Source organism: Pedobacter foliorum, from assembly GCF_013266735.1.
Classification (GTDB): domain Bacteria; phylum Bacteroidota; class Bacteroidia; order Sphingobacteriales; family Sphingobacteriaceae; genus Pedobacter; species Pedobacter foliorum.
On sequence record NZ_JABSNU010000013.1, the window covers coordinates 85,163 to 97,873 of the forward strand.

The 12,711-nt window shown below is 39.5% G+C and carries 8 protein-coding genes; 6 read left to right on the forward strand and 2 right to left on the reverse strand.

What is annotated here, in order from left to right; genetic code table 11:
* Window positions 1-14: 14 nt before the first annotated feature.
* The gene (locus HQN83_RS20630; RefSeq protein WP_173092918.1) at window positions 15-2,234 is read left to right on the forward strand and encodes an IPT/TIG domain-containing protein; all 2,220 of its coding nucleotides are present in this window, start codon (window positions 15-17) and stop codon (window positions 2,232-2,234) included.
* 82 nt (window positions 2,235-2,316) lie between these two features.
* On the opposite strand, the gene HQN83_RS20635 is transcribed toward HQN83_RS20630, so the two are convergent.
* Window positions 2,317-5,652: a VCBS repeat-containing protein gene (locus tag HQN83_RS20635; RefSeq protein WP_173092920.1), complete on the reverse strand. Its 3,336-nt coding sequence runs from the start codon at window positions 5,650-5,652 to the stop codon at window positions 2,317-2,319.
* A gap of 186 nt (window positions 5,653-5,838) precedes the next feature.
* On the opposite strand from HQN83_RS20635, the gene HQN83_RS20640 reads away from it, so the two are divergent.
* A complete protein-coding gene (locus HQN83_RS20640) occupies window positions 5,839-7,752 on the forward strand; it encodes a GxGYxYP domain-containing protein (RefSeq protein ID WP_173092922.1) in 1,914 nt (637 codons plus the stop codon).
* Here the strand turns inward: HQN83_RS20640 and HQN83_RS20645 are convergent.
* Window positions 7,749-8,609 carry an AraC family transcriptional regulator gene (locus HQN83_RS20645; RefSeq protein ID WP_173092924.1) on the reverse strand — a complete coding sequence of 287 codons (861 nt, stop codon included), beginning with the start codon at window positions 8,607-8,609 and terminating at the stop codon, window positions 7,749-7,751. The genes HQN83_RS20640 and HQN83_RS20645 overlap by 4 nt on opposite strands.
* A 154-nt stretch (window positions 8,610-8,763) precedes the next feature.
* Here HQN83_RS20645 and HQN83_RS20650 point away from each other — a divergent pair, with 154 nt between their 5' ends.
* The 4 genes from HQN83_RS20650 (at window position 8,764) to HQN83_RS20665 (ending at window position 12,614) form a co-directional block, all read left to right on the forward strand.
* Window positions 8,764-9,579: a phytanoyl-CoA dioxygenase family protein gene (locus HQN83_RS20650; protein ID WP_173092926.1), complete on the forward strand. Its 816-nt coding sequence runs from the start codon at window positions 8,764-8,766 to the stop codon at window positions 9,577-9,579.
* 25 nt (window positions 9,580-9,604) lie between these two features.
* Window positions 9,605-10,705, forward strand: a complete 1,101-nt coding sequence (locus HQN83_RS20655) for a glycoside hydrolase family 2 TIM barrel-domain containing protein (RefSeq protein WP_173092928.1) — start codon at window positions 9,605-9,607, stop codon at window positions 10,703-10,705.
* A gap of 89 nt (window positions 10,706-10,794) precedes the next feature.
* Window positions 10,795-11,382 (forward strand): RNA polymerase sigma factor, encoded by a 588-nt coding sequence (locus tag HQN83_RS20660; protein ID WP_173092930.1) that lies wholly within the window; start codon window positions 10,795-10,797, stop codon window positions 11,380-11,382.
* A 62-nt stretch (window positions 11,383-11,444) separates the two neighbouring features.
* Window positions 11,445-12,614, forward strand: a complete 1,170-nt coding sequence (locus tag HQN83_RS20665) for a FecR family protein (RefSeq protein WP_173092932.1) — start codon at window positions 11,445-11,447, stop codon at window positions 12,612-12,614.
* Window positions 12,615-12,711 lie beyond the last annotated feature (97 nt).

The window sequence follows — 12,711 nt, forward strand, 5'->3', positions numbered from 1 at the left end:
AAATGATATACGATATGAGTTATTCAAGAAAATTTAATACCGGGATGCATCAGTGGCTCGGTATATTGAGCCTTTTTATTCTGCTGATAAGTGCTTGTAAAAAAGATAAGTCAGAATTGGTTAATGTGCCTCTGGCAGTTACGGACTATTATCCAAATAGTGGTGCACAAGGCACATTGGTAACAATAGAAGGTACTGGATTTAGTAGTAAAGCTGATGAAATATCGGCCACTTTTTCTGGCGTAAAAGCAGATGTTGTAAGTGCAACTAGCACTGCTGTGGTGATGCGTGCGCCAGCTTCGGCAACGAGTGGAGCCATTGAGATGAAAGTAAATGGGCAAAGCATCAGCGTTGGTAATTATACTTATCAGGAGCTAAGTGTGCAAACGATCAGTCCGGTAAACGGGGCTGCCGGAACACACGTTCGGATTACCGGTGCAGGCTTTAGTAGTACTACAGGCCCTGCTGAGGTATATATAAATGGTAAAATAGCCATTGTAGTAAGTGCCAGTGATAATTTGTTGGTGGCCGAAGTACCTGAGAGTGCTGGGACTGGGCCAGTTACTGTTAAGGTAAATGGAAAAGAGGCTTCAGGACAAACCTTTAAGTTTCAGGTTATATCGGGTATTAAGCCTGCAAGTGGCGGAAAAGGTACGCACGTGAAGATTTCTGGTGGTGGTTTTGATGAGGTAATTGCTGGTAACTATGTTGATTTTAATGGTAAACCTGCATTGGTAACAGAAGCAACTGCAGAATATTTGGTGGTTGTTGCTCCTGCCGATGTGAAAACCGGACCTGTATCGGTTACCATTAATGATCAAAAAGCGACAGGGCCTGTGTTTACAGTTGTGCCGATGCCGGTAATTGAGTCGGTAACGCCATTAAGCGGACCTTTGGGCGCTGAAATGACCATTTTAGGGTTGAATTTTAGTATCCATACAGATGAGAACAAGATAACTATAAATGGAAAAAGTACGGTTGTTCTGACCGCAACACCTTTTAAGATTACCTTAACTATTCCAGGTGGAACAGGTGATGGGAAGGTTATTTTGAATGTAAATGATCAGATTGTACAAGGGCCGGATTTTAAAGATCAGAGCTTAGGTATTTCTAAAATGAGCCCTGATAATGGTTTGGCGGGTACACAGGTTACGATTACCGGAACAGGGTTTAATACTACGGCGTCTGCAAATACAGTAACCTTTAACGGGGTATTGGCACAGGTAGTTAGTGCATCAACGACGAGTTTGGTAGTAATTACACCACCAACGTTAACATCGGGTCAGGTAAAAGTGGTAAACGCGGGTCAAAGTGCATTATCGCCGGTTAATTTTAACCGTGCGGGTGTAATGACTTTAGCAGGTGGGCCAAATCAAACAGGTCTGGATATTCGTGAGCGCGGTGGAAGTATTGCTGTAGATAGTCATGGAAACGTATTTCTGATGGAAGTTAGTAACCATGTAATTAAAAAAATTACACCTGAGGGCGTTATTTCGGTGTTTGCAGGAAGTTCGACTAGGGAAACAGGTAATCAGAACGGTACTGGTACTGCAGCTCGTTTTAATTTTAGCTATAATTCAGGGCTTGTAATTGATAAGCAGGATATACTGTATGTTGTTGATGGTATAAACAACAGCATTCGTAAAATTACACCTGCCGGTGTGGTGAATACTTATGCAGTAAACCTTAATGGCCCCGGTAGGCTAGCTATTGACGATAGTGGTGATTTATATGTGCAAACACAGTATAGCCTGACAAAGGTTGACAAGGCTGGTGTGAGATCGGTAGTAAGGGGTTTTTATGGAGGCAATGAAGCCTCGAGGCCAGTGATTATAGGTTCTTACTTGTACTATACAGATAATGATAATCTTTACATTAACCGTTTTGGCTTGGTGGATGGTTTAAATCTGCGTGGATGGGCAGGGAATGGTGAGTATGGAAGTTCTGATGGACCTAAAAATCAGTCGATGTTGGTTTCACCAAAAGGATTTATTTACGATGGAAAAGGCAATTTCTATTTCTCTGATGGGTTTAGACAAACAACCAGAAAGTTGAACATGACGCTTAACGACTTGAGTACAGTTTCTAGCCAATCAACTAGTGGATGGTATAAGGATGGGGGGCTGATGGATGCAGAGTTCCGTAACAGAGATGATATGGCTATTGATAAAGATGGCAATATTTACATTTTAGATCCGGGAAATAATGCAATTAGAAAGATGTTTTTGAAGTAGGTAGTATTAATAGATAAGGTTAATTAATACTTTAACGCCAGCTTTCAGCGTACTATAGTACGCTGAAAGCTGGCGTTTTTGGTTATGGTGTTGGCTGACTTTGATTAAACTGGAATGCCCTTAACTTCTGCTGGTTAATTCCAACGAATAATGTGTTGTTGATGGTAAGGACACTTCTTACATCACCTTTTAGCTTAAGACCACTTTGTAATTCAGGAACATATTTGAAGGCACCTTTTCCATTACCTTTTAGTAGCGCACCATGGTTGGCATCGTATTTTCCGAAGCGGATGCGCGACTGATTGATATTACCACATAAAAGCAGGTCTTTATTTCCGTCTCCATCGTAATCTAGAGAAGTGACTGTATAGACCGGAGCGAACTGTGCTTGTATCGGCAATTGTTTCTCTTTGAATTTGCCGTCACGGGTACTTTCAAAATAAGCCGTTTTGAGGTGATTAGCCTTTAAGGTCTTTGAACCTTTTAGCTCTTCTGGAGTGAAAACTTCATTTATACCTGCCTCTGAGTAGCTTTTGTAATTAGGGAAGCGTGCGCGCATGATACTCATTTGATCGAGAATCTCATCTCGGGTTAGGTAAGGATAGCTTTTACCCAAAATGTAGAAACATAGAATAGGATCCATGGCCCCGTTGTCGTCGAAGTCTTTGTAAACCATCTCTGCCGGTTCTTGGTCACTTACTTTGCATTGGCTGTTTAGTCCAAGATTACCGACTACAAGGTCTGGTTTGCCATCGCCATTAAGGTCTTCAACCTTTAGGGTGTTCCACCAACCGCTGTATTGCTTGTCAAAATATTTATCTGTCTTGTTTTTTAGCTTACCACCATCATTGATAAATGCAGTAATCGGCATCCAGTCACCTACAACTATGAGGTCTTGTTTTTTGTCGCCATTTAGGTCTAGGACAGCAGCATCGGTGACCATGCCAATTTGCTCCAGTTCCGGTGCAATATTTCTAATCTGATTGGTGAAGTGACCTTTTCCATCATTTATCAGCAGGAAGCTCTTTGGTGCTTCAGGATATTTGGAAGGGGTAACACGACTACCTACAAATAGGTCAGGCTTGCCATCACCATTAAAATCGCCTACTCTTGCGCAACTTTTACTCACATGCATTTCTGGAAGTGAATTAAGCGATTTGGTAAAATTACCTTTGCCATCATTTAGATATAGCCTGTCCTGAAATAACGGATCATTGTCTTTAAAGTTTCCATACCCGCCGCTTACTACATACAAATCTGGGTAGCCATCTCCATTGGCGTCAAAGAATATAGCATTGGCGTCTTCACTTGCGGCATCAGCTATAAACGGTTTTTGATTTTTAATGAATTCTCCACCTTTTTGCTGTATGAATATTGCACCCGGTTGATTGATGTCGCCACCAACAAATACGTCATCAAGTCCATCGCCATTTACATCTCCCTTGGTCATGCATGGTCCGTTGAAGGATAGCGCATTGACAAGCAGGGGCTGGCGCTTATAATCATTGATGTCGTTTTTAACTTGTGCGGATGCAATTGGCGAAGGTATTTCTGTGAACAGTGGTTTTAATGGTTTTGGTCTTAGGTAAGTGTCTTTGGCATCACTTTCTAAAAGGACTAATTGTTTGTTGGCGGCAACATTGGTGAGAACCTGTTTTTTACCGCTAAGCCATACGATTCTAACGGAATCAATTACTTTCTCTTTACCTAAACCAAAATGCAGATTTTGAGATACGCTGGATATATAACCTTTGGACGGCATCTGCTCTATGCACTGCTGCTGTCCTTTATTAAATAGCGTTACTAAAGCACCAAGACCATCGGTATTTTTACCCGAACCTTTTAGCTTTACTTTTAGATAGTGTGTTGATGGGGTGCCTTGGTTTTGATAGACGAAGGCTGCTTTATTGATGTTGTTGACTACAAGGTCGAGATCTCCGTCATTATCGAGGTCACTGTATGCCGCGCCATTGCTGTTCGATGGTATATTTATTCCCCAATCAAATCCTTTATTGGTAAAGGTAAGGTCACGGTTGTTTTTATAAACATAGTTCTTCACATCAGAAGCAGGTACTTTCCTGAGCAAGGCGACCAAATCCTTTGCTTCTACCTGGCCATTGAGGTTTCTCATATAGTTCTCGTTGTATTTTAGCACATCCATGTTTGTGAAATCGCGCATAAAACCATTGGTTATAAAAAGATCCTTCCAACCATCGTTATCATAATCTGCAAAAAGGGGAGCCCAACTCCAATCGGTATTGGAGATGCCTGCCAGTTGTCCTACCTCACTAAAGGTGCCATCGCCGTTATTTATATGATGCATATTTCGTACATATTGGTAATAAAAACCGTTACGTAAATTGATGTTGAATGCTTCATAGTTGTCCATGCCTGACAATAACTTCTGACGCTTATTGTCTTCAGGAAGCATATCAAGCGTAAATATATCTGGCAAGCCATCGTTATTGACATCAGTAATGCTGTTACCCATAGAAAACAATGAAACGTGATCTAGCTTGTTCTGCAATTCATCTGTAAATGTCCCATCTCCATTGTTGATGTACATTCGATCGGGAATGGCATAGTCATTAGACAGGTATATATCAGGCCATCCGTCGCCATTGATATCGGCAACTCCTCCAGCCAGGCCATATGATAACGTAGACCTATGTAATCCGGCTTGTTTGGTCACATCTATGAAATGTCCGTTGTCATTCCTGAAAAGTTTAGAACTTGAAAGAGGGTCATCTTGTTTTTTTAATTGTTCTATTGTAGCGTCATCCAGGTTGCTAAGTACATTAATGTTGTCGTTTATAAGAAAGAGATCAAGATCACCATCGCGATCATAATCAAAGAAGACGGAGTGTGTACTATAGGCTGGATCAGCCAATCCGTAAGCTTCGGCCTCATCTTTAAATGTAGGTATGCTGTCTTTGTTTAATCCCTGATTAATAAAAAGCTGGTTTTTCGATTCCGGACCGGCTTCTCTGCCCGCATAGCATACGTAAATATCGAGGAGCCCATCACCGTTAACATCAACCATGTTTACTCCGGTTCTCCATCCTGGAGTTCGCCCAGCTACCCCGGCAGCTTCAGTAATGTCGGCAAATTTCATATTACCGAGATTGCGATAGAGCTTATCGCCACTCATATTACCCGAAAAGTAAATATCATCTAATCCGTCATTGTTGAGATCACCAATAGCTACGCCACCTCCAGCGTAAAAACCCTGATAGAACCCTAGCATTTTTTTATCAAAATCCTCTTTGATCACATTGTTGAACATGATATTAGTTTTAGCAGAATCGAGCAGGGTGAAGAGTGGGTTTTCAGCGACAGCGTTTGTATTGTCTTTTTTTGACCCTGCACAGGAAAGCAGGAAAAAAAGGCACACGATTAGTGTGGAGAGTTTTGTCATACAATATCGGTTTATTTGGTTAGTAGCTAATCTATCTTGGCACGTTTGTTAGAAACGAATTACATTGTAATATTTCGGCTACTTTAAAATAAATATATAGCTTTTCTTGGATAATACCTCATTTGATTTTGATTGGTGAGGAGGATTAATATTACTTCATTATATTCACTGATTAACACACAACTGATGATAACCTTTAAATTAACCAAGGGCATATTCCTAACGGCTTGCTTTGTGCTGCTCTCTCCCTATGTGAAATCTCAATCTTTAAAAAATGACCGGATAGGTGTATTTGATTTGGGATATACTTTAACAAAAGATTTAAGCAATGCTGAAGATGTAAAAACAGCTTGGGATGATGTGCACACAGTTTCTACGCTGCAAGGGATCGTAAACCGGAAATCGCCAAGGCTATATATTTACATGATAAAGAATGGATCGGCAGATATTGATAGGTATTGGTGGAATAAATATCGCAAAAAAGATAAATGGTTAAGTAATAGAGACACTGTTGTTTATCAGGATATTGTTGGATTAATTAATGCATATCGTGTAGATATTAAGGGTGTAGTGGTTTACGATCCTAATGTTGCGGCAACTAGTAATGTGGCCTCTTCGGTTGCAGGACAGGAAGATGTAATTGCTGTTCGATATGATATCGGTAAAAACAGTTTGTATACCCGTTTGGTATTACAAGGGCCTAAGTTGCCTGTTAAGGTGTGGTTGGTTAATAAAAATGGATCAGCGTTATTTACAGGATCAGGTAATATTCCCGGGACTAAACGTCTGTCGACTGGCTCGGTAAAAAATGATGCTTACTTATGGTTTTTGGAGAAGTATACCAAAGCTGGCAAAACCAATACAAAATATGGCGCATACTATGTTGATCAGCAATGGATGAAAAACCCTCGCGGGGCAGGACCAAATCATCATACGCTTACTAATCATGATTTCTTTGTAAGTAAGAAAGGTTTTTTCTTTGACCTTAGTCCTTGGGGTGATGAACCTGCAACTGATGACCTTACTCAGAAAACAGGAACAGACCTAAATACGCTCAAAGAATTGTTGCTAACTGCCTATGAGTATAACAAGGGGAAGGATTATGCATACCTTGGTGGTTTCCCTCCATGGGCTTTTAAATATACAAAACATGCAGGCGGTGGCCACGAAGATGTTCCGACAGAATGGGAATATTCTGCTGTGATTAGTGCCTACAATGCTTTTAAAGACGCGGATGCTATTGGATTTGGTGCATTGGCAAATGCATCTTTCTGGCAGCATTATCCACTTAAAAAGAAATATGAGCAAAAGTGGGTTACAGAAGCAGATTTGAAGCAAAGAGGTTATTTAACTTCTGATGGAAAGGTTGATTTTAAAGGGCGTAATTTCTTTGTTTTTTATGTTGGCGATTATGATGCATCCTCATGGGTATCTCAAACTACGCCTACCTTATGGGATAGTCCGGAAAGAGGCAAAGTTCCGTTGATGTGGTGCATTAGTCCGGTTTTACAAGAACGGGTGCCAATGGCAATGGAATATCGAAGGGAATCGGCTACAAGGAATGATTATTTTGCTGCGGCTGATAATGGGGCTGGTTATTTAATGCCCGGAATGCTACAAGAGCCTAGACCAATTTCTGCATTGCCTGATGGCTTGGATGCATGGGTTGCACACAACAAACCCTATTATGAGAAGTGGGATTTGAGTATCACCGGATTTATAATTGATGGTCAGGCGCCCGGCCTTAATCAAAAAGGTTTGGATGCTTATGCTAAGTTTAGCCCTAATGGAATAGTTCCTCAGAAAACACCATTAACTTCTTTACATGGAAATATGCCTGTTTTGCGTGCAGATGATGATATTAATGAGGATGATCCTGCGGTAGTGGTGAAACATATTTTGGATAGGGTAGGGAAACGCCCTGTACCATTTCACTGGTTTCGCAATATTTTAAAAGATCCCGGCTGGTATGTAAAAGTGGTTGAGGAGTTAAAGAGAACAGATCCCAAAGTTGAGTTACTGGATGCTCCTACCTATTTTGAATTGTATCGTATCTATTTAAAACAGAATCCTGATGCGGCTAATGGCAAGATAAATTAGGCGACATCTTTTCTGAATTCCTTACGGTATTTTAAAGGGCTGAGCTTCATCTTTCTTTTAAATAGTTTATAGAAATGTGAGAGGTCGCCAAAGCCATTTTCAAAGCAGATGTCGGAAATAGATTTGTCTGAGTTTACCAGCTGTTGAATGGCGTAATTTATCCGGTAATCGGTTACAGTTTCTATAAAGGTTTTCTTTGTGGTCTTTTTGTAGTACTTGCAAAAGGCATTTGGAGTCATATTTATTAATGCCGCCGCCTGATCAAGTGAGATTTCGTTTTTATAATTGTCGATGATATAGCCGAGAACTGTATTAATTCGTTCCGTTTTTCCTGATGGCTGTGCCTTTGTGTCTTGCTGATCTAACAGGATATATTCTTTGGAGGTTGCAAGTGTATATAGGATTTCTAGAAATTCGATAAGCCGTTTAAAGGGATTTTGCTCTTTAGCCAAGAGAATTAAGCGGTTGGTTATTTCTTTTGCGGTGTTGTTTAAAAACTGTATTCCATGCTTGCTTCTTTCAAGCAAGTGTAGTATTTGAGATAGCTCTGGTTTGGCCAGAAAATCTGTGCCTAAAAAGTCATTGTTAAATTGGATAACTACAGATGCAACATCATTTTCTTTTTGATTGTTTTCTATTTTCCAGCAATGGGGAAGATTTGAACCGATAAGAACCAGATCGCCGGAGCTATATACGTCCATGTGATTACCAACATAGCGGTTGCCTTTACCCTTTACAATAAGTGTTAGTTCATGCTCCGGATGGAAATGGTATGGGGCAGTAAACTCTGTGAATTCACGAAGCAGAAAGGAATTGTCATTATATGGATCTAATGCTTCAAATGCAGCTCTTGCCATGGTAATTGTTTCATATTCTCATAAAGCTATGGGTTAATTTTAACAAATGGATAGAAAAAACCATTAAAAGGACAATTTACTCCTTTTGCAAACTAGATATAAACAGTTATTTAGTAATAGCAACACCAAATGTTAACCTAAACAAAATAGAGCCATGTCGACAATTAAATTGCCCGAATTAGATCGGTATCATGATTTAACTTATGCACAAGCTGCAGAGTTTCGCCAAAACGGTCATGTTTTAATCCCAAATGTTCTTACTGCTGAAGAAGTGCTTATTTACAGAGATGTAATAAAAGATGCAGCTGATAAGTTTAATACAGAAAAGAGAGATTTATCTGAGAGGGATACCTATGGTAAAGCTTTTTTGCAGATCATGAATTTGTGGGAAGTAGATGAGCATGCAAAGAAATTTACACTGGCTAAGCGTATGGGTAAAATTGCCGCAGACTTACTTGGTGTTGAAAATGTACGCATCTATCATGACCAGGCTTTGTTTAAAGAACCGGGAGGAGGACCTACCCCTTGGCATCAGGATCAGTATTACTGGCCTTTAGACACCCATAATACAATCACCATGTGGATGCCTCTGGTAGACATTGATGTAGAAATGGGAATGCTAACTTTTGCTTCTGATTCTCATAAGAAAGGGGTAGTGTTTAATTATGAGATTTCTGACGAATCTGAATCTGAGTATGAGAAGTATGTAAATGAGAATGGTTTTCCGATCATGCGTTCATCTACCATGCAGGCTGGGGATGCAACCTGGCATTATGGTAACACTATTCATAGTGCTCCTGGTAATCAATCTGATATTATGAGAGAGGTAATGACTATTATTTATGTTGCTGATGGAGCAAGGGTAGCTGATCCAAAAAATAGCTGGCAGGTAAATGATCGTGAACGTTGGTTGATGAATGCTCCGATAGGTGGTTTGGTGCAATCAGAGATCAATCCATTAGTGCTTTAGGAACAATCAATATTTAAACTTCGTAATGAGAAAGGTATTTTACGCAATAAATTTATTGTTGCTATTGCTATTGGTTTGTCCTGCCAAGGCGCAAACAGACCAGCGCTGGCCTAAGCAAAAAATATGGGACTGGTATAATAAACAGCCGTTTTATTGCGGCTTTAATTACATCCCGGCTTATGCTATTAACTATACCGCCATGTGGGATAAGACTAGTTTTGATGCCAAAGCTATTGATAAAGAGTTGGCATTGGCTCAAAAAACCGGGTTAAATTGCCTAAGGGCGGTACTTCAGTATGCGGTTTATGAGGATGATCCTGAATATTTTTTAAATACGCTTGATAAGTTCCTGGCGATTTGTGATAAGCATAATATTAAATTTATGCCTGCCTTGTTTGATGATTGTGTATTTGGAATTGACCATGATCCTAAAGTTGGGAAACAACCGGAGCCACTTAAAGGATGGTACGCATGGGCATGGTCGCCAAGTCCGGGGCACAGTATGGTTGTAGATTCTACCACGCATCCTCGAATTGAGAAATATGTTAAAGCTGTAATTGGTAGGTTTAAAGATGATCAACGTATTTTTATCTGGGATTTGTACAATGAACCAACAAATGGTGGGCTGGGTTCTGCCAGTTTCCCCTTGCTTAAAAAGGTGGCTAAATGGGCCAGGGAAGTTAACCCTTCTCAACCGCTAACAATTGATGTTTGGAATGGAGATAAGCAATTGAACGATATTGCCATTGCAAATTCAGATATCGTTTCTTTCCATAATTACGGGAATAAAAATGAGCTAATTAAACAAATTGCAGAACTTAAAACACATGGCAGACCATTGATTAATACCGAATGGATGAATAGGCCTAATGGGTCTGTAATTAAAGATAATCTGGCTGTTTTCTATAATGAAAAGGTTGGATGTATGTTATGGGGACTGGTAAATGGTAAAACGCAAACGGATCTTCCATGGGGACATCGCCCTGCGGACCCTATACCTGCGGTATGGCAACATGATCTTTTTCGTGGTGATTTTACGCCATATGACTCAAGTGAGATAGAGTTATTAAGGGACTTTTCTTTAAAATCTAAGAATAGCAGCTATTTGAAGGAGCATGAAAAGTAGCGGCGGCTAGCTAAGGATTAATAGTTGAGAATTAATAACATATATATATTGTCTTAATTTTCGTAGTTTCGGGTTGGGAACCAAACCGAATGAACATTTATAATAATTACAGTGAAAAGGAATTGATCACACTTCTTAGGGAGGGTGATGCTAATGCTTTAAGCAGTCTGTATTATTTACATGTTAAACAATTAAAGTATTTTGTTTTAAGAACAGCAAAGTCGTCGCTTCTTGCAGAAGATGTTGTTCATGATACTTTTATTAAGGTTTGGGAAAATCGTGATAAAATAGACGCTGAACAGCTGTTTAAACCTTATTTGTATACAATTGCGCGCAGACATCTGCTTAACCTCTTAAAACGGGCTCAGCATGAAACAAGCATAATGGAGGAGATTAAAAAAAGTGCAGTTAGCGAGGAAAACGCTACTGAGCTTTTACTCGATTATAGCGAAAGCAGCTCCATATTTAGTGAGGCTATAAAAAGTTTACCTGAACAACGGAGGGAAGTATTTATTCGTTGTCGAATTAAGGGATTAACCTATAAACAGGCAGCCCTGGAACTAGGTATTTCCGAAAGCACTGTAAATAATCAAATGGTAAAAGCGCTAAAATCTATTAGAGGCTTTATTACAATTAGGAGTGCTATGATTGTGCTAATGGCCACAATAATAAAATAATATTTTTCATTAGGATAGATGTATCGTTGATCCCAATTGTATTAGTTACAAAAGGAGGGAAATTGAACAACGAAATCATACACCTGTTTACCAAATATTTAAACAATCAATGCAGTGAGGATGAACTTGAAAGGGTTTTTATGCTTATTGAAAAAGGAAGCAATAAAAGCGAATGGGATTTTGTGCTCGCAGAGGAAGCATCCAGATTGGTTGGCAGTAGCCATCAGGCAGAAATGTCTTTAGATGAAATCGCCAGACTTCATGATAAAATACAAGATACAATTAAGGACGATCATAAAATAGAGGTTCTGCCCGTAAGGAATTGGTATTGGAGTAAAATTGCTGCTGCGGCTGTTATTCTCGTCACTTTAAGTGTTGGTGTTTTTTATTATTCGAAACAGGATGTGAAGTCTGACGAGTTGGCTCACGATATAGCCCCTGGTGGAAACAAAGCGATACTTACATTAGCAAATGGAAAAAAAATAGTCCTCACCGATGCCAAAAACGGAATGTTAGCTGCTGATCCAGGTGTGTCTGTTACTAAACTGGCTGATGGAAAAATTATTTATGCGTTAGAGTCCGGTAACGTTGCAAATGCAGCTTTTAACAATATTGAAACACCAAGAGGTGGACAATATCAAGTGATTTTGCCTGATGGTAGTAAGGTGTCGTTGAATGCAGCATCGTCATTGACTTATCCGGCTTCTTTTGCTACTCTTAAAGAAAGACGTGTTGAATTAAAAGGTGAAGCCTATTTTGAAGTGGCTAAGGATAAAAAACATCCTTTTATAGTTAAAACTGAAAACCAGGAGATAAAAGTTCTGGGTACGCATTTTAATATCAACAGTTATACAGATGAACCAATGATCAAAACTACACTTATAGAAGGGTCTGTCTTAGTTAAAGCTTCTGGGATGGAACAGATACTTAAACCTGGGTATCAAGCTGTAAATGGCATAGGTGGACTAAGGATTGTTGAGGCAAATGTGGATGAGGTATTGGCCTGGAAAAATGGATATTTTATGTTCGATAGTGAAGGTATCGAATCTGTAATGAGAAAGATCTCGAGGTGGTACAATGTAGATGTTGTATTTAAAGGGAATGTTTCTAAAGATAAATTTGGCGGTACGGTGAGCCGTTTTGAGAATGTTTCACAAGTACTCCGAAAACTAGAATATACTGATAAGGTTCACTTTATAATTGAAGAAAGGAGGATTATAGTTACGAAATAACTACTTACAAGGTATAAAGTAATCTTGGGTGAAAAAAAGCCAGAAGTGCTTGCAACACAACTGGCTAATGTCTCGATTACTAAGTCAACAAAACTTG

What these genes read in the sequence shown, in the direction of transcription:
- HQN83_RS20655 (WP_173092928.1), top strand. Translation starts at nt 9,605, where the DNA reads ATGAGAAAGGTATTTTACGCAATAAATTTATTGTTGCTATTGCTATTG.
- HQN83_RS20630 (WP_173092918.1), top strand. Translation starts at nt 15, where the DNA reads ATGAGTTATTCAAGAAAATTTAATACCGGGATGCATCAGTGGCTCGGT.
- HQN83_RS20660 (WP_173092930.1), top strand. Translation starts at nt 10,795, where the DNA reads ATGAACATTTATAATAATTACAGTGAAAAGGAATTGATCACACTTCTT.
- HQN83_RS20650 (WP_173092926.1), top strand. Translation starts at nt 8,764, where the DNA reads ATGTCGACAATTAAATTGCCCGAATTAGATCGGTATCATGATTTAACT.
- HQN83_RS20645 (WP_173092924.1), bottom strand. Translation starts at nt 8,609, where the DNA reads ATGGCAAGAGCTGCATTTGAAGCATTAGATCCATATAATGACAATTCC.
- HQN83_RS20640 (WP_173092922.1), top strand. Translation starts at nt 5,839, where the DNA reads ATGATAACCTTTAAATTAACCAAGGGCATATTCCTAACGGCTTGCTTT.
- HQN83_RS20635 (WP_173092920.1), bottom strand. Translation starts at nt 5,652, where the DNA reads ATGACAAAACTCTCCACACTAATCGTGTGCCTTTTTTTCCTGCTTTCC.